At 62.6% G+C, this 24,452-nt stretch carries 18 protein-coding genes; 10 read left to right on the forward strand and 8 right to left on the reverse strand.

Annotation, left to right across the window (positions count from 1 at the left end):
* Nucleotides 1–62 precede the first annotated feature (62 nt).
* Both LK493_RS00765 and LK493_RS00770 read left to right on the forward strand, forming a co-directional pair.
* Nucleotides 63–1,139, forward strand: coding sequence for a hypothetical protein (locus LK493_RS00765; protein WP_148334164.1), 1,077 nt, complete (start codon nt 63–65; stop codon nt 1,137–1,139).
* 295 nt (nt 1,140–1,434) lie between these two features.
* The gene (locus LK493_RS00770) at nt 1,435–2,805 is read left to right on the forward strand and encodes an amidohydrolase family protein (protein ID WP_227789788.1); all 1,371 of its coding nucleotides are present in this window, start codon (nt 1,435–1,437) and stop codon (nt 2,803–2,805) included.
* A gap of 107 nt (nt 2,806–2,912) precedes the next feature.
* Here LK493_RS00770 and LK493_RS00775 read toward each other — a convergent pair whose 3' ends face one another.
* The 7 genes from LK493_RS00775 to LK493_RS10265 all read right to left on the reverse strand — a co-directional run bounded on the left by LK493_RS00775 (nt 2,913) and on the right by LK493_RS10265 (nt 10,185).
* Entirely contained in the window at nt 2,913–3,386 is a 474-nt protein-coding gene (locus LK493_RS00775; RefSeq protein WP_035137389.1) for a hypothetical protein, read from the reverse strand.
* Between the two features lie 146 nt (nt 3,387–3,532).
* Entirely contained in the window at nt 3,533–3,802 is a 270-nt protein-coding gene (locus LK493_RS00780; RefSeq protein ID WP_226812542.1) for a metal-sensing transcriptional repressor, read from the reverse strand.
* 41 nt (nt 3,803–3,843) lie between these two features.
* A complete protein-coding gene (locus LK493_RS00785; protein WP_227789789.1) occupies nt 3,844–4,065 on the reverse strand; it encodes a heavy-metal-associated domain-containing protein in 222 nt (73 codons plus the stop codon).
* A gap of 147 nt (nt 4,066–4,212) precedes the next feature.
* The gene (locus tag LK493_RS00790) at nt 4,213–6,555 is read right to left on the reverse strand and encodes a heavy metal translocating P-type ATPase (protein ID WP_227789790.1); all 2,343 of its coding nucleotides are present in this window, start codon (nt 6,553–6,555) and stop codon (nt 4,213–4,215) included.
* Between the two features lie 412 nt (nt 6,556–6,967).
* On the reverse strand, nt 6,968–8,581 hold the full coding sequence (locus LK493_RS00795) for a protein kinase domain-containing protein (protein ID WP_408583381.1): 1,614 nt from the start codon (nt 8,579–8,581) through the stop codon (nt 6,968–6,970).
* A gap of 8 nt (nt 8,582–8,589) precedes the next feature.
* Complete coding sequence (locus tag LK493_RS00800) at nt 8,590–9,051, reverse strand: hypothetical protein (RefSeq protein WP_227789792.1); 462 nt, start codon at nt 9,049–9,051, stop codon at nt 8,590–8,592.
* A gap of 171 nt (nt 9,052–9,222) precedes the next feature.
* Nucleotides 9,223–10,185, reverse strand: a complete 963-nt coding sequence (locus LK493_RS10265) for an FHA domain-containing protein (protein ID WP_022094557.1) — start codon at nt 10,183–10,185, stop codon at nt 9,223–9,225.
* A gap of 506 nt (nt 10,186–10,691) precedes the next feature.
* Between LK493_RS10265 and LK493_RS00810 the strand changes: the two genes are divergently transcribed.
* The 8 genes from LK493_RS00810 (at nt 10,692) to LK493_RS00845 (ending at nt 22,111) form a co-directional block, all read left to right on the forward strand.
* Nucleotides 10,692–12,941, forward strand: a complete 2,250-nt coding sequence (locus LK493_RS00810; protein ID WP_161144803.1) for a DEAD/DEAH box helicase — start codon at nt 10,692–10,694, stop codon at nt 12,939–12,941.
* Between the two features lie 680 nt (nt 12,942–13,621).
* Nucleotides 13,622–14,323: a 4Fe-4S dicluster domain-containing protein gene (locus LK493_RS00815; RefSeq protein ID WP_227789793.1), complete on the forward strand. Its 702-nt coding sequence runs from the start codon at nt 13,622–13,624 to the stop codon at nt 14,321–14,323.
* A 340-nt stretch (nt 14,324–14,663) separates the two neighbouring features.
* Nucleotides 14,664–16,496 carry an NAD(P)-binding protein gene (locus LK493_RS00820; protein WP_227789794.1) on the forward strand — a complete coding sequence of 611 codons (1,833 nt, stop codon included), beginning with the start codon at nt 14,664–14,666 and terminating at the stop codon, nt 16,494–16,496.
* Entirely contained in the window at nt 16,490–18,301 is a 1,812-nt protein-coding gene (locus tag LK493_RS00825; protein ID WP_227789795.1) for a [FeFe] hydrogenase, group A, read from the forward strand. The genes LK493_RS00820 and LK493_RS00825 overlap by 7 nt, the downstream gene beginning before the upstream one ends.
* A gap of 2 nt (nt 18,302–18,303) precedes the next feature.
* Nucleotides 18,304–19,359 carry an ABC transporter substrate-binding protein gene (locus tag LK493_RS00830; protein WP_227789796.1) on the forward strand — a complete coding sequence of 352 codons (1,056 nt, stop codon included), beginning with the start codon at nt 18,304–18,306 and terminating at the stop codon, nt 19,357–19,359.
* A 3-nt stretch (nt 19,360–19,362) separates the two neighbouring features.
* Nucleotides 19,363–20,739 (forward strand): ATP-binding cassette domain-containing protein, encoded by a 1,377-nt coding sequence (locus LK493_RS00835; protein WP_227789797.1) that lies wholly within the window; start codon nt 19,363–19,365, stop codon nt 20,737–20,739.
* Nucleotides 20,740–20,954: 215 nt separating this feature from the next.
* The gene (locus LK493_RS00840; RefSeq protein ID WP_161144799.1) at nt 20,955–21,176 is read left to right on the forward strand and encodes a type II toxin-antitoxin system RelB/DinJ family antitoxin; all 222 of its coding nucleotides are present in this window, start codon (nt 20,955–20,957) and stop codon (nt 21,174–21,176) included.
* A 23-nt stretch (nt 21,177–21,199) separates the two neighbouring features.
* Complete coding sequence (locus LK493_RS00845; RefSeq protein ID WP_227789798.1) at nt 21,200–22,111, forward strand: CPBP family intramembrane glutamic endopeptidase; 912 nt, start codon at nt 21,200–21,202, stop codon at nt 22,109–22,111.
* On the opposite strand, the gene LK493_RS00850 is transcribed toward LK493_RS00845, so the two are convergent.
* Complete coding sequence (locus LK493_RS00850) at nt 22,108–24,255, reverse strand: YgiQ family radical SAM protein (RefSeq protein WP_227789799.1); 2,148 nt, start codon at nt 24,253–24,255, stop codon at nt 22,108–22,110. The genes LK493_RS00845 and LK493_RS00850 overlap by 4 nt on opposite strands.
* Between the last annotated feature and the right edge of the window lie 197 nt (nt 24,256–24,452).

The raw sequence follows: 24,452 nt of genomic DNA on the forward strand, positions 1-24,452 counted from the left end.
AACTAGAGGCTCAAAGACTGTCTTCCTGTTACAGATCAAGACATTTGTCAGCGGAGGCAACGGTGACGATGGTCCATTTGTCCGATGTGGTGGTGATGAAAGTGTCTAATACCGTTCTCAAACACAAACATGCGACTCGCAACACGTTGGCGCGGAACAGGATGCTCGCGCGGCTCACGGAGGCGACCGAGCAAGGTACGCTGCTCGCAACGCATGACAATACCGAGCTCATGTGGTTGCGACGCCATGTTGGAACCGACGATATTGCGGAGCCCGAGCCGTACCTGTTCTGTTTTCAGCATGATTGGGATGCATTGACGCTGACGGAGCGAGCACTGAGGACTATCAGAGGGCTTGCGGAATTTCATCCCGATTGGGCGTTTTGGGGATATGACGCCGCACTGATATGGGGTCTGGAGGTGCCGAATGATCTGCTCGGGCCGCGTTATCTTGTTAAGACAGGTTGCTCGGTGCCGCTGAGTGCAGGATGTCGGCTGTTGCGTCCGCAGGCGGCGGGTGCGCTTGAACAAGTCGACGGCGTGTGGGCGACGCCGTTTTGGCGCACGGTAGATGATTGCTTGCTGCGTGCGCCGTTCTCCTACGGGTTGGCGATTGCCGATTCTGCACTGCGGGCGAAAGGCGTATCGCGTGGGGATTTGTGCGAGCGCCTCCGCGTCGATTGTAAGGGCAGGCGAGGGTATCGCAGGGCACAGGTGATTGCGTCGTATGCGGACGGGCTGTCCGAAAACGGCGGCGAGTCTCGGTTCCGAGCGTTCTTTATTGCGTACGGCTTTCCGGTTCCGGAGCTGCAGGTGGAGTTTCGCGACCCGCTCGATCCGAGCCAGGTGTTTCGCGTCGACTATTTTTGGCGGCTCGAGAACGGGACGTGTGTCATCGGCGAGCTCGACGGAAAGGGGAAGTACACCTTGCAGAACGGCGAGGGTCGGGAGTCGGTCGACCCATTCGTGGCAGAACGTCAACGGGAGTCCCATCTGACAATGCTCGGGCATAAGGTGCTTCGGTTTACGTTTAACGAACTCAAAGACCCGGGGAAGCTGGTCGAGAAAATGAGGCTGGCGGGTATTCCGCGACGGGCTGATTTGGCTGAGGAATGGAGATGCCGGTGGTATGGGCGCTGAGAGGTTTTGTCTCAATCTGTAACGTTTAGAGGTTATTTGAGCTCGTAACTGTTACAGATCGAGACAAACCGGTGAAACGTCGACCGAATGTCTCGATCTGTAACATCAAGGGGCCCAATAACCCTGTACCTGTTACAGTTCGAGACATTCCCCTGATGTTGCTGGGATGGGGCTGCAACGTATTCCGTCCCCCACATCCCCTCTTCCCTCCGTTAACCGATATGTTTGACTTTAGTTCGCTGCATTAGGTGATAATGGACAAATGTTCAAGTTAATTGCGAGGGAGGAGCTCGATATGGCGTCTGCCGATCGTTCCACGTTGTTTATCAATGCGACCGTCCTGGATGGTTCGGAGCATATGGAGCCGCAACCCGATATGGCCGTGACTGTTGAGCGCGGTGTCATCACGTGGATGGGGCCGAGTGCTGTGGCGCAGGCACCTGCAGGTGCCGAGGTCATCGACCTGGCAGGTGCGTATCTCATGCCCGGTCTCATCAATATGCATGTGCATCTGTGCGGTTCGGGCAAGCCGGTTTCGGCGGGCGATGCGGGCGCGCTGATGAAGAAGATCGATAATCCCGTGGGGCGCGCCATCGTGCGCCATATTCTTAAGGGCAGCGCCCAACAACAACTGGCAAGCGGCGTGACCACGGTGCGCGGCGCGGGCGACCCACTGTTTGCCGACATCGCCGTTCGTAATGCCATCGACGCCGGCAAGTATCAAGGTCCTCGCCTGGTGGCGCCGGGAACGGGCGTCACGGTGCCGGGCGGCCATGGTGCGGGCTTGTTCGCCCAGGTGGCAAACAGTCCCGCCGAGGCAGCCGAACAGGTGCGCGACCTGTATGCGCGCGGTGCCGACGTCATTAAGCTGTTCGTAACGGGCGGTGTGTTCGATGCGACCGAGGTGGGCGAGCCGGGCGTGCTGCGTATGCCGGTGGAGGTTGCCGCGGCGGCGTGCAAGGCGGCGCACGATATGGGCCTTCCGGTCATGGCCCATGTCGAGAGTACCGAGGGTGTGAAGGTTGCGCTTGAGGCCGGCGTTGACACGATTGAGCACGGCGCTCCGTTGACGTCCGAGATTCTGGAGCTGTACCGTGGCACCGCGGGCACGCAGCTCGAGGGGCGTGCGCCCAGCGTTACCTGCACTATCAGCCCGGCGCTGCCGTTTGTATTGCTCGACCCGGAAAAGACCCATTCGACCGATACACAAAAGAAGAACGGCGACATCGTGTGCTCGGGCATCATCGAGAGCGCCCGTGCCGCACTGGAAGCTGGCGTTAAGGTGGGCCTTGGCACGGACTCGAGCTGCCCGTTCGTGACGCAGTACGACATGTGGCGTGAGGTGGCCTATTTTGCCAAGTACGTGGGTGTGAGTAACGCCTTCGCGCTGCATACGGCCACGCAGGTCAATGCCGAGCTGCTGGGGCTGGGCGGCGAGACCGGCACAATCGAGTGCGGCAAGGCCGCCGATATCCTGGTGACGCGCAAGAATCCGCTCGATGACCTGTGCGCACTGCGTGAGCCGATGCACGTGATGTGCCGTGGTGATCTGGTGCGCAAACTCAAGGTGAAGCGTATTCCCGAGGTGGACGCCGAGCTCGACGCGATTATGGCCATGCCTGCCGAGGCGTTGGCCGAGGAGCTTGCCCGCGATGGCGTGGCGTAAGCGCGCGATATGGCGATGCGACAAAGGGACAATCCTTTTGTCATAATCAGAAAAAGCCGAGGTCCCAGTGCGAGGCCTCGGCTTTTATTTGTCCCATGGTATGGCGGCTATGAGCGCGTCTCCATCTTGGCATGGCACTTGGGGCAGGTGACGCGGATCTTGCCTTTGCCCTTGGGAACGGAGAGCATCTGGCCGCAGTTGGGGCACTTGAGATAGGCCGTGGTCTTGCGGCCCTTCCACATCTTCTTGGCTGTGCGCTTGGCACGTTCAAAGTCTTCCTTGCTAGTACCGGCTGCGCGCGAGGCGTTGGCCGCTGCAGCTCCGCCGCCCAAGCTAGCTACAAACTTGCCCAAGCCGGGTACGTTTGCAGTCGCGGCGACAAAGGCCTCGTTCTCCTTGCGACGTGCATCGATATTTTTGGACAGGCCGCGCAGCACGCCAATCACGATTACGGCGATGGCAATCCAGCTGAGCCACTGGATACGAGCCATCGAACCGATCATGGCGATGATAATGCCTGCGAAGCCCATCACGATGGTGAGTTCGTCAGCGCCATTGCGGCCCTTCATAAAGTCATTCATGCAAATTGCCTTTCATTCGATATGCCGCACGCCTTTATACCCGATTTAGAGCAAGGGGGACAGGTTAATCTGCACCAATGTGGTGCAAACGTACCTGTCCCCGGAATACCAAGACGGTGCAAAGAAGTCTGTCCCCAATGCCCCAATTACTTGGAGAGTTTGTCGACGACGCGTTCGATTTCGGCGAGCTTGGCGGCTTTGAGGTCTTCGTCGCCCGATTCGATTGCCGAAGTCACGCAGCCCTCGATATGCGCCTTGAGCACGTCGGCGTTAATGCGCGCGAGGAGCGCCTGCGTTGCCATGAGCTGCGTGGAAATATCGACGCAGTAGCGGTCCTCCTCGACCATCCGCAGGATGCCGTCGATCTGACCGCGTGCCGTCTTGAGCATGCGGGTCACCGATTTATGGTCTGCCATCATGGCGGGTCCTCGTTTCTGGTCGGGGTGCGCGTGGGTCGTTACGCGGCGGTTACGGACAGGGCGTGGAACTTCTCGCCGGCGCCCTCGACGGCGGCGACGAGCTGCTCGGCGGTCACGGTGTCGGCGCACTCCACCTGGACGGTCTGGGTCTCGTGATCGGCGTCGGCGTCGGTCACGCCGGCCACGTTGAGCAACGCCGTCTCGACGGTGGCGTCGCAGTGGCCGCACATAAGGCCGGAAGTCTTGATCGTGTAACGCATGGGTATTCCTCTCTGTTGTGTCGGCTTTCCCAGGCACCCGACCTTGACCTTCAAGCCGTCGCTCGCGTACCAAAGTACGCGTCGCTCCTCTTTCAGGTCAATCTCGGGCACCTGGAAAACCCGTTCTAAATGGACTTAATGGTTAGCCTATTTTGCCACTTTAGGCTTAAAGGATTTCAGACGCAGCGCATTGCTTACGACGCACACGCTCGACAGGCTCATGGCCGCGGCGCCAAACATCGGCGAGAGCTGCCACCCGGTGAGCGGGAAGAACACGCCCGCCGCCAGCGGAATGCCGATGCCGTTGTAGAACAGCGCCCAGAACAGGTCCTGCTTGATGTTGCGAATCGTGGCGCGCGAAAGCTCGATGGCCCGCGCAACATCCATGAGATCGCTGCGCATGAGTACCACGTCGGCGCCCTCCTTGGCGATGTCGGCGCCGGTGCCGATGGCAAGGCCCACGTCGGCGCGCGCCAGGGCGGGGGAGTCGTTGATGCCGTCGCCCACCATGGCGACCTTGCCGCCCGCATCCTGCAGCTCGCGCACGTGGCGCTCCTTGTCGGCGGGGAGGACGTCGGCGATGACCTGTTCGCTGCTCAGCCCCACGCGGCAGGCGATGGCCTCGGCCGTCACGCGGTTGTCGCCGGTGAGCATGCGCACGTCGACGCCGAGCTTGCGGAGCGCAGCGATGGCCTCGGCGCTCGTCTCTTTGACCTCGTCAGCCACGGCGATGGTGCCGACAAGCTCGCCGTTCTTGGCAAAGAACAGCGGCGTCTTGCCTTCGGCGGCAAATTGCTCGGCAAGACCCGCGGGCACGGTAACGCCCAACTCGTCCATCAGGCGCACGTTGCCGGCTGCGATGACATTCTGCCCCTCGCGCGCCGTAACGCCACGACCGGGCACGGCGGCAAAGTCCTCGACCATGCGCGCGACAATTCCGTGCGCCTCGCACTCGGCCATAATCGCCTCGGCCAGCGGGTGCTCGCTTGAGCGCTCCAGCGCGGCGGCCAGCTTGAGCAGCGCCTTTTCGCTCATGGCGGGCGAGCCGTCGGCGCGCGTGGCCACCTCAATGTCGGTCACAGCCGGCTTGCCGCGGGTGACGGTGCCCGTCTTATCGAGCACCACGGTGCCCACGCTGCGCAGATTCTCCAGCGCCTCGGCGCTCTTAAACAGAATGCCCATCTCGGCGCCCTTGCCGGTGCCGACCATAATGGCGACGGGTGTGGCCAGACCCAGCGCGCACGGGCAGCTGATCACCAGCACGGCGACGGCGGAGGTGAGCGCTTCGTTGACGCTTCCGGTCAAAACCATCCATGCCACAAAAGTTACGGCAGAGATTGCGAACACCACGGGCACGAACACGCCGGCGACCTTGTCGGCCATGCGGGCGATGGGCGCCTTGGTGGCGTTGGCGTCCTCGACGAGCTGGATAATCTTGGCGAGCGACGTGTCGGCGCCCACACGCGTGGCGCGGAAGGTAAACGAACCGGTGCGGTTGACGGTGGCGGCGCTGACGGTGTCGCTGGCGGTCTTTTCCACGGGGATGGACTCGCCGGTGAGCGCACTCTCGTCCACGGCCGAGCTGCCCTCGAGCACCACGCCATCGACGGGGATGGACTCTCCGGGGCGTACGCGCAGGACCTGGCCGGGAAGGATACTGTCGACGTCGACGGTGGTTTCGGTGCCGTCGTCGGCAACGACGGTCGCAGTCTTGGGTGCCAAGTCGATGAGCGCCTCGATAGCGCCGCCGGTTTTGGACTTGCTGCGCGTTTCGAGGTATTTGCCCACGGTGACGAGCGACAGGATGGTGCCGGCGCTCTCAAAATACAGGTTGTCCATGCCCGTCATCATGGCCTCGTGCACCTGACCTGTGGCCAGCTGGTCGGCCATGATAAACATGGCATAGAGCGACCAGGCGATCGACGCGGTGGCGCCGACGGCGATGAGAGCGTCCATGGTGGGCGCGCCGTGCGCGAGCGATTTAAACCCGTTGATAAAGTACGCGTCGTTGACGTAGACGATGGGGATGAGCAGGACGAGCTCGGTGAGCGCGAGCGTCATGCTGTGGGTATGGTCGGTGAAAATGCCGGGTAGCGGCCAGCCAAGCATGTGCCCCATGCCTATGTAGAACAGTGGGATGAGGAATACGATCGAGACGATGAGGCGGGTGCGCATGGCGGAGGCGGCGGCCTCCAGCTTTTTGGTAGGCGACTCCATATGGGCGGCGCCGGACCTGGCTTGCGCACTGCCGTTTGAGCCGGCGGCACCGGTGCCCGCATCAACGGGTGAGGCCGAGTAGCCCGCGCGGTCGACGGCGGTGCAGATGTCATCGGGGGAGACCTGCGCGGGGTCGTAGTCCACCAGCATAGAGCTGGCGAGCAGATTGACCGCGACGCTCTCGACGCCGTCGAGCTTGCTCACGGCACGGTCCACGTGCGCCTGACAGGCGGCGCATGTCATGCCATCCACATCGAATTTATCTTGAGCCATGGCTTCTCCTTTCTGTGGCTCGGTATTGGAATTGTTAACCTGCCGATACTATACACCCATACCCCCTGGGGGTGTCTAGTACAGAAAGAAATATATGACATTTCGTTACGGATGAGAATGGATGGTTGGCCGATGGACCGTCCCTGCCAAACATCTCAATCTGTAACATCTGGGGACCGTTTTGCCTGCTAGATGTTACAGATCGAGACAGAGCGTCCGCGGTCAACTCAAATGTCTTGATCTGTAACATCTAGAGAGGTTTTTAACCCCTTACTGTTACAGATTGAGATGTTGTCTCGCGGGGCGGGGGTTTGTCTCGTTCTGTAACATCTAGACCTGTATCTGCCGAGCTAGTGTTACAGATCGAGACAATTGCCGGGGAGGGGTCCCGTCACGGCAAGACGCCCGCCGCCTAGATACAGAACCCGGGGATCACACAGGTTAGCTTGTTTGGCTTTTCCGCAGGCGTTGCGTACGTAAAGACGTCGCCGTCGTGCCCCACGCGGTTCATATAGAGCGTGCCTTCGCTCTCCGATGTGTCGGGACTCACCGTTCGTTCCCACCAGCAGGTGTCCTTGCCCTTCCACTGGCGAACCATCGTCTCGTTCGTGGAATACGGGCTCACCTTGAGCTCGCGGAAGAGTTGGTACTCCTTGCCCTCGCCGTTATAGATGTCGGCCAGGTAGTGAAAGTCCTTGGCAAACGAATTGGGCGGTTGCGTACCGCACAGCTCGACCATGGCGGGCAGCCAAAGGGTTGCGGGCAACTCGCTCAGACACGATGCACTGTTGGCGGCGCCAGCGTTATTCGAGATCTTTTTGACAGATTTGATGAGTGCGCGCAACTCGTTGGGCAGCAGCTTAAGGCCGTCGCCGTTGAGCCATTCCCGCAGCTCGCAATCTGCCCAGCCGGCGCTCGGCGGTTCAGCCGCAGCGTTGCGCTCGGCAATACCCGCGTCGAACATAAACGTCAGCCCGGCCTTGCCCGTACCGTCCAGAAGCTCATCGTGACGGATGCCCACAAGCTGCGCGCCGACCTCCAGCCCGTTGGTGAGTTTCACGCGCTTGGTACACGGATAGGGGATATGCCCGTTGTCATCGAGCAGATGATAGCGCTTGGCAATCTCGCGTGCCTCGCTACGGGTCTCGGCGGCCTTAATCTTGAGCGAGATCCCCTGCAGCTGATCCCAAGTGTAGTCGTCAAGCGAACCGCGGATGCCGTCCAGGTAGTCGGGGATGCCAAAGCCATGGGTCGCCGCCCCAATGACGCTGAGCCCCGCAACGGCTGCAACGACGCCACCGATAATAAAGCGGCGGCGGGTCATGACATCGTGCCGGGCCTGCTCCAGGATCTCTCGCGCGCGCTCGCCGGCGACGTCGACCTTAAGGTGCGTGCCAGAATCGATATCAATCGCGGCCTCGTCTCCTGTGCCTTCGCGGCCCTCGGATTCGGCATCGGTGAGGTATGCCGAGAGCACCTCGAGCATCTGCTGCTCGGTGGGACGATCGCACTGCTCGACTGAGAGACCCTTCATGATGATTTGGACGAGCGCTTCATCGCCCTCGCAGCGCGGCTCGAGCGGCGCCGGCTTGGTCTTGGTCTTTACGAGATAGAACGAGCCGGTTGCAGCGGCGTCCGTCGACTCAAAGTCAAACGGTTTGCGACCGCTGTAGAGCTGGTACAGAATGCTCGAAAGCGCATAGACGTCGATCGCGGGCGAACGGCGAAGGGCCGCGATGCCTTCGATATCCTGCGTGAGCATCTCGGGCGCGGCGTATGCGGGTGTGGCAAAGCGCCAGATGTCGGCGCGCCGGGTGATCGTGTCGTCGCCGAGAGCCATGGTCGCGGAGCCCATGTCGATGAGGCAGGGGTCAAAGGAACAATCGGCAATCTGCTGCTCGAGTGTTCGGCTGGTGGTGCGGAACATGATATTGGCAGGCGACAGGTCGCGATGGATGACCGGATTCACGAGGCCTTGGGTCATCAAGAGCGCACGAAGCACGGCGTTTCCGACAGCGGCGACCATCTGGGTGGTCAGCCCGCCCGAGGCGTCGTGCGGAAGCAGGGCAGCGCCTGCTTGAGCGAGGTGCCCTCGACCCACTCCATGAGGATGAGAGGGTCATCCTCGCACGATCCGTAGCCATAGACGCGCGGAAATCCGCGCAGCTGCGAGACGGTACACAGATGACGGTACTCCTCGAACAGCGCGGCGGTGCTGGCCAGGTGCGCTGCCGATTGCTCGGCGGAGCGGTCGGGGGCTTGGCCGGAAAGGATGGCATTGTCCTTGAGTAGCTTGACGGCAAAGACCTCGCCGCTCGTGTTGGTCGCGCGCAGCACGTGCCCGATGTTGCCGTTGTTGCGGTGGGCCGTCTGGAGAATAAGCGTCATAAACCGACGCTTGGCGTCGTCCTCGGCGCTGGGGTCGACCGCCACGGCGGTATCGAACGTATCGAGACGGACGAGTTTGTCGCCATAGGCGCTATCGGTAGTATCCATGGCGTTCCTTTGTCTGGCATGGGTTGCCGCACGTTTACGCGAGCAGTGCGGATATCGGTAAAGTACCATGATAGCCGCACTGCCCACGTATACCGCTGAGCATTGTCGTTTACGACGCAGAAGGTAGAAGACGAAAGACGGACGGCGACCGTCTTTCGATCGCCGTCCGCGCTAGTCCACAATGACAAGGAATGTCGTGTAGAGACCCAGATGGAGCCTGTCGCTGTTTTCGATTTCCACTGGGGGATAGATCTTGCCGGGCTCGCGTAGGTCGCGCGGCGGCTCGATTACGATATCGCCGTCGCCCGCGCCCGATTCGAGCACCGTGCCGTTGGTCGATCCAAGGCCCTGGGCGTACCAGTGCTCACCCTCAAGCCAAATGCGAAGATGTTCGCGCGATGCGTCGGCGCCCACATCGGTGATGCTGGGCGAGGTTTTGGGCAAGGATCCAATTACCGTGCCACGCGGATCGCGTGTGAGGGGATGGATTTGCATGTCGACGCAGTTGTCGGCATGTGTCCTGAGCAGACCGAGGTTGGGAGCGACGGCGTGCGGCTGATCCAGACTGCCCATAAAGCCACGTCCGACGGTAGTTTCGGTGGTGCCAAAGTGCCCACCCGTCTTGCTGTCGCAAAAGCGCTCGACGGTGGCCACGCCCTGAACGGGATCGGCGAGCGCCCCCGTTGCCACAAAGAGCATAAGGTAAAGCGTGCTTTTCTCACGCACGGCATTGCCGTCAAAGTTGTCGATGCGATTGAGGGCATTTGCATATAGGCGGCTGTCCAGCTTGTAGCTGGCGAGAGCCGACATCATTTCGTTGGCGGCCGGACCGCGATAGTGCTCGGCGATTGCCCGATAGGCGGACTCGCCGCCGCCGAGCTTGCTGCAGATTGCCGCGGAAAGGTTGAGCGTGGTGACGGTAAAGTCGCTGTAGATGGCGGGCGCGCACTGGTCAGGCTTGCGATGGACGATGTAACGGGTGAGATACGAGCGGTTGGAAGAGCATTTCTCGAGCAGGGTACTGCCGAGATAAGAGTTTCCATTGATGAGCATTCGGGCGATCTCGAGATGTTTAAGACCGCCGAACGAGCGGATATCGTTATAGAGGACCGAGCAAGGCGTCTCTGCTGCCACGATACCTCCTTTGATTGCTTCCTAGCCAATATGGCGATAGGAATTAATGGCTCCCGGTGGGCGACGTATTAAATGGCTGCGCAATATACAGCGTAACCAAAGCAACATTATAGGCCACATGTTCGAAATTGCAGGAAGACTGAGAGATTTGGTTTGGACTGGACGGAAATCCCCCTCTGTCTTGTTCTGTAACATTTGGACCCGGTTTTGCCCTGCATCTGTTACAGATTGAGACAATCGGCCAGGCCCGCCCCGTCCGCCTCGTCATCTGTGGTTTACGTGGGGGCATACGGAGTGCGGGTATACTAACCGGCGGCGAATCTGCTCCATCGCTTAGAGCTGCTGCGTCTGGACGGCGCGTGATAGGGCTGCCAAAGCGATCGCCAGCGTGCTGAGCAACGTCCTCTCTGTGCGCACCTGTTTTTGTATGTATTAGCGCACTACCAAGCACGCCCGCGCGGCCGCATGCCGTGCCCATTGCGCGTGCAGATAAGGAACAACAACATATGCGTAATTCTGTATCCGACGTCACGGACGCCGAGATTCTGGACGAGGCCCGCGAGGCCATGACCCAGGCTGCCTTCGATGCCGCCGATGAGGCCAATGCTGCCCAGGCCGTCGAGTCCGCTACCGAGAGCCTGCCCGCCTTTAACGAGCTGGGGCTTTCGGACGAGATACTCCGTGCTATCGAGAACCTGGGCTACACGGCGCCGACGCCCGTGCAGGCCGGCTCGATCCCCGTGGTGCTCGAGGGTCGCGACCTGCTTGCCGCCGCTCAAACCGGCACCGGCAAGACGGCCGCCTTCTTGCTGCCGACCATGAACAATCTGGAGCACATTGCTCCGCCCAAACCCGTGCGCGAGCGCGGCGGCCGCAACCGCCGTCGCGGTGCCAAGAAGCCCGAGGGCAACGGCCGCGGCCCCGTGATGCTCGTCATCACCCCCACGCGCGAGCTCGCCCAGCAGATCGACGAGGTCGCGAGCAAGATCGCCGACGTCACCGGCCATGTCGCCGTGACCGTCGTGGGTGGCGTGAGCTACAAGCCGCAGACCGCGGCACTCAAGTACGGCTGCGATATCCTGGTCGCCACGCCGGGCCGTCTGGTCGACCTGATCGAGCAGGGCGCCTGCCACCTGAACGAGGTCAAGGTGCTGGTACTCGACGAGGCCGACCGCATGCTCGACATGGGCTTTTTGCCCGCCGTCCGCCGCATTGTGCGCGAGACGCCGGCCGAGCGCCAGACGCTGCTGTTCTCGGCGACGCTCGACGAGGAGGCCGTGGGCGAGATCACCGACCTGGTGAGCGATCCGGCTCGCGTGGAGATCGCGCCCGCCACGTCGACCGCCGACACCGTCGACCAGTTTGTGTTCCCGGTGTCCATCGAGGCCAAGAATAACCTGTTGCCCGAGTTCCTCAAGAAGGAGGGCCCGGAGCGCACCATCGTCTTTATGCGCACCAAGCATCGCGCCGACAGCTGCTGCCGTCGTCTGGAGCGTAAGGGCATCAAGGCCGCCGCGATTCATGGCAACCGCAGCCAGGCCCAGCGCGAGCGCGCGCTTTCTGCCTTCCGCGACGGCACCGTCGACGTGCTGGTGGCAACCGATGTTCTCGCCCGCGGCATCGACATTAGCGACGTGCGCTACGTCGTGAACTTTGACGTGCCGGCCGAGCCGACCGACTATATCCACCGCATTGGCCGTACGGGCCGCGCCGGCGAGCTGGGCTGGGCCATTACGTTTGTGACCGAGCAGGACGTCGATGAGTTCTACGAGATCGAGAAGCTCATGGACAAGACGGCCGATATTTACGAAGCCGGCGACCTGCATGTGGGTCCCAACCCGCCTGCGGTTGATCCCGAGCGCGACCCTGCGGCCTTTAAGGTGAAGAAGAAGACTAAGCGCGGCAAGTCCAAGAGCAAGAAGAAGCTTGAGCAGGCGCGTCGCGACGGCAAGCGCAACGGCGACGATTACGGCGATGTTGCCGGTCGTTCCAACCGCGGTCGCGACGAGCGCCGCGGCGACGGCGAGCGTCCGAGCCGTCCCAAGCGCGGCGGCAAGACCCGCGTGCGCGAGGGCGTTCAGGCTCGCGTGGACGAGGCTGTTGAGAGCGTGGCTCGCGAGGTAGCTGCCGAGGAGCGCGGCGGTGCTGGTGCCGCTGAGCAGCCTGCGCGCGGCAACCGTGCCGAGCGTCGTGCCAAGCAGTTCCAGGGCGAGGCACACCGCCGTCGTCGTGAGGACGAGGACCGCGGCGGTCGTCGTCGTGTCGAGCGCGAGGACGAGGGCCGCGGTTCGCGCGGTGGCAAGCGCGGTGCGGGCGACCGCCGGCGTTCCGGTCGTGATGACGAGCGCGGCGGCCGTGATGAGCGTCGCGGCGGCGAGGGTCGCGGTGAGCGTACTGCCCGTGGCGGTGAGTCCCGTGGCGGCAAGCGCTTTGAAGAGCGCGGTAGCCGCGGCGGCGAGCGTCGCGAGGGTGCTCGCGGCAATGGCGGCCGCGGCGGCGCTGGTCGTTCTAACGAGTCGCGTGATCGTCGTGACCCGCGTGCCAGCCGCGATCGTCGCGATGACTGGCGCAACTACGACGATACCCGCGAGGAGCGTCGTGGCGGCTATCGTGGCGGGCGTGGCGGCAACCAGGCCGGCTCCCGCGGCGGCCGTGCCGGCGGTCGCGATAATCGTGGTAGCTATGGCAATAGTCGTGGCGGCAAGCGCGGCGGCAGCTCCCGTCGCCCCGGTGACGGCGGCGGCAAGCGCAAGTAACATACGCATCGCCCGCTAGAGCGAGGTGAACCAAGGGCCCCGAGCAACTACGCTCGGGGCCCTTTTTGTTTGCCGTATCCGATCGCTAGTTCAAATGTGATTTCCTCGGGAATGCATCTAGAGGATGCCGTGGGCCTGTTTCCTACCATGCGGCAATGGGTCCCATGGGGTGCGCCGTGCATTTTTTGGAGTATTCTGCAGTTCGAGTTGTCTGCATATGATTTGACGTCGCCAACGGTGGCTTTCGGATATCCCTAGCGAGCGTTCTGAGTCAGATTTCGTCGTTTTCCGGAGCAGGGGCGCGTCATTCTCGCCATGTCGGAACCCAAAATGACGCAGCGCCCTAAAGGTTTGCCCGCTCGGGGTATTGCTGGCGCGGTCACGTTGCAGAATACTCCGTTTTTTGCACGGGCCAGGATGGGGTACCTCGGGAGAACACGGCGGTATCCCGTAAATATATACAATCTGTACCGTAATTTATACAAAACGAAGAGGCAGACAGCGTAGGGTGGGTGCATTGGGGTGCTTGGTGCACCAAAACGGGGATCCCATGCGCCGTATACTCTGGCTGGATGTGAAAGCGGCTTGACGCGTTGCCAGGCGTAGGGGAGGGTGCCTCGATGAGCGTATTCGAAATTGTGTTTAGTCCGACGGGTGGAACGCGGAAGGTGTCTGGCCTTGTGGCCGGGGCACTGGGCAAGAATACCGTTACCGTCGATCTGGCCGATAGCGGGCTAGATTTCAGCGCTGTCTCGATGACTGAGGACGACGTGGCCGTAATCTCTGTGCCGGCGTATGCCGGTAGAATCCCGGCTGTGGTGGCTGACCGGTTGGGCATGGTGCGCGGCAACGGGGCTCGGGCTGTTTTGGTTTGCGTATACGGAAACCGCGCGTTTGAGGACACGCTCGTAGAGCTGGAGGACGTTGCGAAGCGCGCCGTATTTAGGGTTGTTACAGCGGTTTCTGCTATTGCTGAGCATTCCGTTGCTCGTCAGTTTGCTGCTGGGCGACCGGATGCGCAGGATGCGGCGCAGCTCGCAGAGTTTGCGCAGCAAATTCAGCAAAAGCTGTTGGCTGAGGATGCGTCCGGGCCCTCTATCCCCGGCAATCGTCCTTATAAACAAGCCGGAGGTCACCGCATGGCACCCGAGGCAACAGAGGATTGTGTCTCCTGCGGTGCATGCGCCGCGGCGTGCCCCGTTTGCGCTATCGACAAGAGTGACCCCAAACGAGCAGCTGGCGAGGCGTGCATCTCCTGCATGCGCTGCATCGCCGTATGTCCGCGAGGTGCTCGCAAGCTTGATTCCAACAAACTATCCGCTGTTTCCCAGATGCTGAGCAAGGTTTGCGTCGCGCGGAAGGAATGCGAGCTCTTCATCTAGCGCAAGTGAGATTGGTGCAAACAAACCTGGCCCTTTTGCACCAAAAACGATCCGTTTTCCTCCGTTCCCAAGGGATCATGTGATCCGAAGGAGACGGAGGAAAACGGATCAAAAAGGAAAAATAGTAAGGCGCTCTTTTTCACATTGAATATTGCAATTTGGTAACGCGTTTTATCAAATATGGCATTTATCTGCGGTAATGTTCTATTTCACCGCTGAGGGTGACATTTTATACCGCCTGCCGAACCGTATGGAGACCTCACAACTTTTTAGGTCAGTGTTGTGCGTGTAGCAATTTCGCCCGGCCTCGCCTCCGGGCTGCCATGTGAGAGGGGATCTTATGGCTCGACTGCACGTAATGGAACGCAGCCACGCTCAGGCCGTCATGGACGACCTGCACGATGCGCTCGGACGTCGTCTGGCGGTGAGTTCGCTCGCCCCGTGTCCCGTTGAGTTTACGGCAGCGCTCGTCAACCTGTGCTCCACCCAGAGCTGCGGCAAGTGCACGCCCTGCCGCGTGGGCCTGAGCGCGCTGAGCGATCTGCTCGCCGATGTGCTCGAGGGCCGCGCCGACGAGTCCACGCTCAATCTGATCGAGCGCACCGCCCGCACCATCTATCTTTCGAGCGATTGCGCCATCGGTTACGAGGCCGGCGCCATGGCGCTTACGGCTATCCGCGGTTTCCGTGACGATTTTGAGCACCACATCCGCGAGCACTCCTGTGGCTTTGACCGCGAGGCCCGCGTCCCGTGCGTCTCGGGCTGTCCGGCGCATGTCGACATTCCCGGTTACATTTCGCTCGTCGAGGCCGGCCGCTATGCCGATGCCGTCAAGGTCATCCGCAAGAATAACCCGCTGCCGCTCGTTTGCGGCCTGGTGTGCGAGCATCCCTGCGAGATGCATTGCCGCCGTGGCATGGTCGACGACCCCATGAACATCCTCGCCCTCAAGCGTTTTGCCGTTGAGCACAGTGACCTCAACGACCACAAGCCGCATGTAGTGGACAACACCGGTAAGCGCGTCTCCGTGATCGGCGGCGGCCCGGCTGGCCTTTCCTGTGCCTACTACCTGGCCGTGATGGGCCACAAGGTGACCATTTTTGAGCAGCGCCACCACTTGGGCGGCATGCTGCGCTACGGCATCCCCAGCTATCGTCTGCCGCGCGAGCGCCTGCAGGCCGAGATCGACTGGATCTTGAGCGCCGGCATCGACGTTGAGCTCGATCACTCCGTGAACGGCGAGGAGCTCGCTCGCCTGCGCGACGAGTTCGATGCCGTCTACCTGGCCATCGGTGCCCATAGCGACAAGAAGCTCGGCCTTCCGGGTGAAGAGGCGCCCGGCGTGGAGTCGGCCGTCAAGATGCTGCGCGCCATCGGAGACGACGAGCTGCCCGACCTGAGCGGCCAGCGCGTGTGCGTCATCGGCGGCGGCAACGTGGCCATGGACGTGGCGCGCTCTGCCGTGCGCTGCGGTGCCGAAAAGGTGAGCATCGTCTACCGCCGTCGCATCTGCGATATGACGGCCCAGGACGCCGAGATTGCCGGCGCCCAGGCCGAGGGTTGCGAGGTTTTGGAGCTCACGGCGCCGCTCGCCATCGAGACGGGCGAAGATGGTCGCGTGAGCGGCCTGCGCGTGCAACCGCAGATTATCGGCGAGCCCCGCCGCGGTCGTCCGGCTCCGCGTGCCGCCGCTACGCCCGAGCGCGTCATCCCCTGCGAGCGCGTGTTTGTCGCCATTGGCCAGGACATCGATTCCAAGCCGTTTGAGGACATGGGCATCGCCTGCAAGTGGGGTTGCGTGGTCACCGACTCGGACGGTGCCGTGCCCAACTTCGATGGCCTCTTTAGCGGCGGCGACTGCCAGACCGGCCCCGCCACCGTCATCCGTGCCATCAACGCCGGCCGCGTGGCTTCGGCAAACATCGACCGCTATCTGGGCTTCGACCACAAGATCAAGCTCGACGTGGAGCTGCCGACCGTTCAGTTTAAGGGCAAGCACGAGTGCGGCCGCTGCGAGCTGGCTGAGCGCGAGGCCGGCGAGCGTATTCACGATTGGAATCTGGTCGAGCAGGGCCTTACCGAGGAGGAGGCGCGCCAGGAGGCAAGCCGCTGCCTGCGTTGCGACCACTTTGGTTTTGGCGCGTTCCGCGGAGGGAGGAACCTGGAATGGTAGAGCTCAACAACCCCACTGTCAGCGATAACACCGAAAGCGGAGCACTCAATATGGTCAAGCTCACTATCGATAATTGCGAGGTCGTGGTGCCCGAGCACACCACGATCCTGGACGCGGCCAAGTCCGTCGGCATCCAGATTCCCACCCTGTGCTACCTGCGCGATCTGAACGAGATCGGCGGCTGCCGCGTGTGCGTGGTCGAGGTTGAGGGCTGCGACCAGCTGGTTGCCGCCTGCAACAACTACGTGCTCGATGGCATGGTGGTCCACACCAACAGCCCCAAGGCCCGCGAGGCGCGCCGCACCAACGTGCAGCTGCTGCTTTCGCAGCACGATTCACGCTGCACGAGCTGTGTGCGCAGCGGTAACTGCAACCTGCAGACCATTGCCAACGACCTGGGCATTTTCTATCTGCCGTATCAAAGGCATTTGGCGGGCGAGGGCTGGGATTTCGATTTCCCCATCATCCGCGAAAACGACAAGTGCATTAAATGCATGCGCTGCATCAAGGTGTGCGAGAGCGTACAGGGCCTAGGGATTTGGGACCTGACCAACCGCGCCACGCATACCGCCGTGGGCACCCGCGGGCGCGTGCCGATCGGCAAGACCGATTGCGTCGCGTGCGGCCAGTGCATCACGCATTGCCCGACGGGCGCGCTGCGCGAGCGCGACGACACCGAGACCGTGTTTGACGCGCTCGCTAATCCCGACAAGATCGTGCTGGTGCAGATCGCGCCGGCCGTGCGTAGTGCTTGGGGCGAGGAGCTCGGCATTCCGCGCGAGGAGGCAACCGTCGAGCGTCTGGCTTGCGCGCTGCGCCGCGTAGGCTTTGAGTATGTGTTCGATACCGATTTCTCGGCCGACCTCACCATTATGGAGGAGGGCTCCGAGCTGCTCGAGCGCCTGGGCGCCGCCGCTAAGGGTGAGGGCGACAGCCGCGGCTGGCCCATGTTCACGAGCTGCTGCCCGGGCTGGGTACGCTTTGTGAAGGCGCGCTACCCGGAGTTTGTCGACAGCCTGTCCACGTCCAAGTCGCCGCAGCAGATGTTCGGCGCCATCGCCAAGACCTACTACGCCAAGGTGCTGGGCGTGGAGCCCGAGCGCCTGTTTGTGGTGTCCGTGATGCCGTGCACGGCCAAGAAGGCCGAGTGCGCGCTGCCGAGCATGGTGGGCGAGGGCGGCACGCCCGATGTGGACGTTGCGCTGACGGTGCGCGAGACGGTGCGCATGGTCCGCGCGAGCCACGTGAGCGTGGATACGCTAGTTGAGGAGCCGCTCGATACGCCGCTGGGCTTTGGCACGGGTGCGGGTGTGATCTTTGGCGCCACGGGCGGCGTGATGGAGGCCGCCGTGCGCTCGGCCTATTACCTGGTGACGGGCAAGAACCCCGACGCCGACTTCTTTACCGATGTGCGCGGCCTGGACGGCTGGAAGGAGGCCGTGGCCGATATCGATGGCACCAAGGTGCGCGTCGCCGTGGCACACGGGCTGGGCAACGCTGCCCGTCTGCTCGACGCGATTCGCGACGGCCGCGTGAGCTATGACTTCGTTGAGGTTATGGCGTGCCCGGGCGGCTGCGTCGGTGGCGGCGGTCAGCCCATCCACGACGGCTGCGAGCTGGCAGCCGAGCGTGGCCAGGTGCTGTGGGGTCTGGATGCCGCTGCGGACATTCGTTTCTCGCACGAGAATCCCGATGTCCAGGCGTGCTACCGCGAGTTCTTGGGCGAGCCGCTCTCGTCGCTGGCTGAGGATCTGCTGCATACCGACCATCACGCATGGACGATGCCTAACGAGGGGACGTGCTAGCGATGCGCGCGTTTGATTTTGAGCTGTCGCGCCGGGGGTTTGCCTCGGCGCTTGCCGCGGGTGCGCTGTCGCTTGCACTCGCGGGCTGTGGCGGCGGGGCTGCCGGTGCCGGGTCCGCCGCGGACTCGGCTGCCACGGACGGCGCCGGTGCTGCTGCAGAGCCGGTCGAGGTGCGCGTCGCCTCGCTCAAGGGGCCGACCTCGATTGGTCTGGTGCAGTTTATGGACCGGGCAGCCGATGGCGAGACGGACAATGAGTTCGACTTTGCGATCAATACTGCCGCCGATGAGATTGTGCCCAAGGTCATTCAGGACGATATCGATATCGCCCTGGTGCCCGCCAACGTGGCGAGCGTACTCTACAACAAGACTGAGGGTGCGGTGCAGGTCATCGACATCAACACGCTGGGCGTGCTGAACGTGGTGACGGGTAACGCGAGTGTGGCCTCGTTTGGCGATCTGGCGGGCCATACCGTCTATATGACGGGCAAGGGCACCACGCCGGAGTACGTCATGAACTATCTGCTGGAGCGCGCGGGCCTGACCGGTCAGGTGGCGCTTGAGTTTAAGAGCGAGCCCACCGAGGTGCTCTCGGCGCTGCTTGCCGATCCGTCTGCTGTGGGCGTGCTGCCCGAGCCCTTCAAGACCGCTGCCATTGCAAAGAGCGGAGGCAAGCTGTCGGCGCCGGTAAGCCTGACCGATGTGTGGGATGAGCTGGCGGGCGACACGGGCTCCCGTTTGCTGACGGGCGTAACCGTGGTGCGCCGTGCCTTTGCCGAGGAGCATCCCGAGGCCGTGGCGGAATTCTTGCGCTGCCATGCGGCGAGCGTTAAGGCCGTCAATGCGGCGCCGGCAGACTGGGCGCAGGCCGTGGTCGATGCTGGCATCGTGGACAACGCCAAGATTGCCGAGAAGGCGATTCCCGGGTGCATGCTTGTGTGCCAGACGGGCAAGGATATGAAGGCGGCACTTAGTGGGTATCTGCAGGTGCTGGCCGACGCGGGCGCGAGCGCCGTGGGTGGTAAACTTCCGGCTGACGATTTCTACTACATGGAGTAGCCCGTGCGTGTGTTTGCTCGACAAATGACAGAGCGTATGAAGGCGGTGGCGGCAGCAGGTGCCGTCGCCGCCTTTTGGCTTGCCGTGTGGGTCTTCGCGGCGGCGCTGGTGGCACAGCCGCTGATTTTGCCGGGTCCGGGTGCTGTTGCCTTGGCGCTGCTGCGCCTGGTGTGCGATGGCGGCACCTGGACGATTTTGGCGGGCTCGGGCGCGCGAATACTGGGCGGGCTGGCGCTTGCCGCGGTGTGTGGTGGCGTGCTTGCCGGGATTTCGTCACGGTCGCGGGCGTTCGCGCACTTGGTGGCTCCGGCGCTGTCGTTTGTAAAGGCGACGCCGGTCGCCTGCGTGGTGGTCCTGCTGCTTATTTGGTTGGGATCGGCGCGCGTGAGCATCGCCGCTGTCTTTTTGATGGCGCTGCCGGGCGTGTATTTTTCGCTGGCCGAGGGCTTGGCACGGGTGAATAAACCGCTGGAGCAGATGTTCCGTCTGCATGGCGTGCGCGGCTGGCGCCTGTTTTGCGCCCATACCTGGCGCGAAGTCCTGCCGTTTGTGCTTTCGTGCGCCCGCGCCGTGATCGGCATGAGCTGGAAGGCCGGCGTGGCAGCCGAGCTGATCGGCATGGCGGTGGGCACCGTGGGTGAGCGCATCTATCAGGCAAAGCTTTTGATTGAGACGGCTGATTTGCTGGCGTGGACCGTGCTGGTCGTTGCCGCCTCGTGGGCGTGTGAGCGCGTGCTGGTGTGGCTGCTGCGGGTTTCGGGACCCGTGGCGTGGAGCGCGGCCGTGCGGGCGCATGGGCATGGACTGCGCGGGCGTGCGGGGGCTGCGAGCGATGGCACTGCAGCGGAGCTTGCGCTTGCCGTGGGCGATCGTGCGCCGTGGGCTCCGGCACTGGACGGTCTGGCGCTCAACGTGCCCGCGGGCGGGCGTATCTGTGTGATGGGTGCTTCGGGTGCGGGCAAGTCGACGCTGCTTGCGCTAGCGGCGGGGGAGTCCGCGCCGTGCTCGATGGTGTTTCAGGATGCACGCTTGGCCGAGTCCGCCTCGGCGCTGGATAACGTGCTGGTGTGCGCCGATGCGCGCGTGGATGCTTCGAGCGCCGCGGCATTGCTGCGCCTGCTGGTGCCGGGAGTCGATGTGGATGCTCGCGTGGCCGAGCTTTCGGGCGGGCAGCGCCGTCGCGTCGAGATCGCTCGAGCCCTGCTGTGCCCGGGCGGCGCGGTGATTCTTGACGAGCCCTTTACCGGCCTGGATGCCGCCGCGCGCGATGCGACGACCAAGGTCGTGCTCGACCTGCTCGACGGCCGCACGCTCTTGCTTGCCACGCACGACGCCGCCGACGCTCAGGCCCTCGATATCTCGGACATCATCACGCTCTAAAAACTAACTCAGCAACAAAATGATTCGTTTTCCTCCGTCCCCATGGGGTCTGGTGTGGTATTCTATCTGCGGGGTAATACTTAGGAATACCAAGTAATACCAACGCCGCAGAAACAAACTCCAGATGCGGGTCAATCGGGTTGCCTTCACAGCCCGTCGCCCAGCCGCGTGGCCCGCATCTATCCGCACCACCGTCGTTTCAAAAAGGAAGCGCCATGGCAGAACACATGACCCCCGTAGTCGCGAAGGTCTTGCCCGAGGAGAAGGCAGCCTTCGCGGCGGCAACCCAGCTCGTGGGCACCACGCCGTCCAACGCCATCCGCATGTTTATCGCCGCGTTCAATCGCTGCGGCACCTTTCCGTTTGACATCTCGCCCAACGGGGCCTTTGGCAAAGAGTGCCCCCAACAGCTAGTCGTTGAAGAACGTCCCCAATGACTAGTCGTCGGGAGGAGGTTGGCATGCTCAATGCGATGATTTGGGCGCTTGCCTGTTTTGGCGTCGTCGCTGCCGATATTGCCCTGAGCATGGTTTTGTTCTCCGCGTTGGACATCGTGTCGGCGCTGACAGGTTTCCCGGTCGACAATCTCGATATCCAATGGTTTCAGGCTGCCGCTCAGACGGCGTCATTTTTGATGGCGCTGCTGTGGTGGCGTTATCTGTGGCCCCGCTCCTTCATGGCGCGCCGGCAAGGCGAACGCCCACTCGGCGGGGGAGCAGGCGCGGCATGGAAGCGCATTGTCTGCATTGTTGTGATCGGCCTATCCATGCAGGTGGTCATTAGCTACCTATGCGACGGCGTACTGTCGCTGCTGCCCGAGGTCGCGGCAGACTATAGCGATCTCGTCGAGGAGACGGGCATGGGCGATACCAGCCTTCTTGCGGTCTTGACCACAGTGCTCGGCGCTCCGTTTTGCGAAGAGCTCCTGGTGCGCGGCATCATCTTTGAGTTTTCGCTGCGTGCGTTTAATCCACAGTGCCGTTCGCTCTGGAAGCGCCGGCGCCGCGCGAACGCGCAGGACGGCGCCATAGTGCCCTGGGCGGCCCCGAGTACCTGGGGCGTCGCCGCGGCGATTGTGCTGCAGGCGGCAATCTTCGGCTTTATGCACATGAATTGGGTACAGGGCTGCTATGCGGGTGCCGCCGGCCTCATCTTTGGCTGGGTACTCGTGACCACCGGAAAGCTCTGCTACACGATTCTGCTGCACTTTGCCTTTAATGCCGGGTCGTATCTCATGACGATGCTCTGGTTTGTGAACACGCCGCTCGACGTGGCGGTCACGGTTGCCATCGCCGGCATCATCCTCGTGGAGGCGATGCGCTCACTGCGCCACGCATGCGAGACGGACATAGCGACGGCACCGCTGCCTTAGTTGCGCCTGCCGCCTCCGTTGGCGCCCTGCCGTCCCTGGGCCGCGCGGTTGCGGCCGGCAGTGTTCTGCGCGCGCGACATGCCGCCGTGACCCTTGCTGCCCTTAGGCCCCTTGCCGGCGCCGCCAGCGCCACCGTGGGCCTTGCCGCCCTTATTGCCGGCGCCATGTCCGCCGCCAGCAGACGTCTCGCCCGGTCGCGGCGGCACGGGGCGAATCAGGCAATGCTTGGTGTAGCCGATCAGGTCACGACGCCCGGCTTTTTCCAGCGCCTCGCGCACGAGCTTGTAGTTCTCGGGCTTGCGGTATTGGATGAGCGCACGCTGCATGGCCTTCTCGTGCGGGTCGCGTGCCACGTAGATCGGCTGCATGGTACGTGGGTCCACGCCGGTGTAGTACATGCAGGTTGACATGGTGGACGGGGTGGGGTAGAAGTCCTGCACCTGCTCGGGCATGTAGCCCATGTCGCGCACGGCTTCGGCAAGGTCCACGGCTTCCTTCATCGTTGAGCCGGGATGGCTCGAGATTAGGTACGGCACTACGTACTGCTTGAGTCCGTATTCGCGGTTCAGGCGTTCAAATTTACGGCAGAACGCGTCGTAGACGGCTCGGCTCGGCTTGCCCATCACGGACAACACCGCGTCGCTCACGTGCTCGGGTGCCACGCGCAGCTGGCCCGAGACATGGTGCTCCAGCAGCTCGCGCAAAAACTCGTCCGAGGCATCGGCCATGGTGTAGTCAAAGCGGATGCCGCTGCGGACGAAGACCTTCTTGACGCCCGGCAGCTGGCGCAGGTCGCGCAGCAACTGCGTATAGCCGCTCTCGTCGACCACCATGTTCTTGCATACGCTCGGCCACAGGCAGCGCTTGTTCTTGCACACGCCATGCTTGAGCTGCTTGTCGCAGGCAGGGCGGCTAAAGTTTGCCGTCGGTCCGCCCACGTCGTTGATATAGCCCTTAAACTCAGGATCGCGCGTGAGCAGCTCGGCTTCGCGTATGATCGAGTCGTGGCTGCGCATCTGCAGCACGCGACCCTGGTGGAAGGTGAGGGCGCAAAACGAGCACTCGCCAAAACAGCCGCGGTTGGAGCTAATGGAAAACTTGATCTCGGCAAAGGCCGGCACACCGCCCGCCGCGTCGTAGTCGGGATGCCAATCGCGTGCGTAGGGGAGTTCGGCCACCTCGTCCATCTCGTCGGTGGTGAGCGTCGCCGATGGCGGGTTCTGCACCACATAGACGTTGTTGGGATAGGGCTCTACCAGGCGATGTCCGGTGATGGGGTCCATATTCTGCTGCTGCACATTAAAGCTGCGTGCGTAGTTGAGCTTGTCGGCGGCAAGGTCGTTCCAGCTGGGCAGCAGGTCGTAGTCGTAGACCTCGTCAAGCGAACCCGTGCGGTAGACGGTGCCGTTGATATAGGTGATCTGATCGACGGGCAGCCCCGCGTCGAGCGCGTCGGCGATCTCGACAACCGCGTGCTCGCCCATGCCGTAGATGAGGATGTCGGCGCCCGAGTCGAGCAGCACCGAGCGCTTGAGCTTGTCCTGCCAGTAGTCGTAGTGGGCCAGGCGGCGCAGGCTTGCCTCGATACCGCCGATGATGATGGGAGCGTCCTTGAACGTCTGGCGGATGAGGTTGCCGTAGACCGTGACGGCACGATTGGGGCGGTGCCCCTCCTCGCCACCGGGGGTATAGGCGTCGGTGTGGCGGCGGTGCTTGGTCACCGAATAGTGGTTGACCATGGAGTCCATGTTGCCGGCACTGACGAGAAAGCCCAGGCGCGGCTCGCCGAGCACGGTGATGCTGGCGGGGTCGGTCCAATCGGGCTGGCAGATGATGCCCACCTTGTAGCCGTGTGCGTCGAGGACGCGGCTGACGATGGCCATACCAAAGCTGGGATGGTCCACGTAGGCGTCGCCGCAGATGTAGACAAAGTCGCACTGGTCCCAGCCGCGCGCATCCATGTCGGCGCGGCTGACGGGGAGGAACTTATCGCGGCCCGGTCGCCAGGGGCGGGCGGGCGTCGCTTGGGAATGCTTGGTGCGGGCGACCGTGGCCTGCGCCTTACCGCCACGCTTTTGCTGCTGGCCCTGTTTGCCCTGTTGACTGCGCTGGTTGTTCTGAGCGTGCTGAGGCTTTTTTGCCACGATCCCTCCCGGTGTCTGTATGCTGCACGTAATTGTAACCAGTCTTTTTGGGACGGCGCTAAAAAGACTGGTGGAGTACACGAGGCGTCGGGTGTCGGCGCCGCGCCCGCTGTTTGTTTCCAGACTGTGTATCTGCGCGTTGGAGAACCCGTCTCGCGCGCACGCCATGTTGTCAATGGGTTACAGTATGAACGGCG

This window comes from Collinsella aerofaciens, assembly GCF_020709435.1.
Taxonomy (GTDB): Bacteria; Actinomycetota; Coriobacteriia; order Coriobacteriales; family Coriobacteriaceae; genus Collinsella; species Collinsella aerofaciens_AU.

What these genes read in the sequence shown, in the direction of transcription:
- LK493_RS00790 (WP_227789790.1), bottom strand. Translation starts at nt 6,555, where the DNA reads ATGGCTCAAGATAAATTCGATGTGGATGGCATGACATGCGCCGCCTGT.
- LK493_RS00800 (WP_227789792.1), bottom strand. Translation starts at nt 9,051, where the DNA reads ATGGATACTACCGATAGCGCCTATGGCGACAAACTCGTCCGTCTCGAT.
- LK493_RS00780 (WP_226812542.1), bottom strand. Translation starts at nt 3,802, where the DNA reads ATGGCAGACCATAAATCGGTGACCCGCATGCTCAAGACGGCACGCGGT.
- LK493_RS00845 (WP_227789798.1), top strand. Translation starts at nt 21,200, where the DNA reads ATGCTCAATGCGATGATTTGGGCGCTTGCCTGTTTTGGCGTCGTCGCT.
- LK493_RS00795 (WP_408583381.1), bottom strand. Translation starts at nt 8,581, where the DNA reads ATGGTCGCCGCTGTCGGAAACGCCGTGCTTCGTGCGCTCTTGATGACC.
- LK493_RS00820 (WP_227789794.1), top strand. Translation starts at nt 14,664, where the DNA reads ATGGCTCGACTGCACGTAATGGAACGCAGCCACGCTCAGGCCGTCATG.
- LK493_RS00810 (WP_161144803.1), top strand. Translation starts at nt 10,692, where the DNA reads ATGCGTAATTCTGTATCCGACGTCACGGACGCCGAGATTCTGGACGAG.
- LK493_RS00785 (WP_227789789.1), bottom strand. Translation starts at nt 4,065, where the DNA reads ATGCGTTACACGATCAAGACTTCCGGCCTTATGTGCGGCCACTGCGAC.
- LK493_RS00830 (WP_227789796.1), top strand. Translation starts at nt 18,304, where the DNA reads ATGCGCGCGTTTGATTTTGAGCTGTCGCGCCGGGGGTTTGCCTCGGCG.
- LK493_RS00825 (WP_227789795.1), top strand. Translation starts at nt 16,490, where the DNA reads ATGGTAGAGCTCAACAACCCCACTGTCAGCGATAACACCGAAAGCGGA.
- LK493_RS00770 (WP_227789788.1), top strand. Translation starts at nt 1,435, where the DNA reads ATGGCGTCTGCCGATCGTTCCACGTTGTTTATCAATGCGACCGTCCTG.
- LK493_RS00840 (WP_161144799.1), top strand. Translation starts at nt 20,955, where the DNA reads ATGGCAGAACACATGACCCCCGTAGTCGCGAAGGTCTTGCCCGAGGAG.
- LK493_RS00775 (WP_035137389.1), bottom strand. Translation starts at nt 3,386, where the DNA reads ATGAATGACTTTATGAAGGGCCGCAATGGCGCTGACGAACTCACCATC.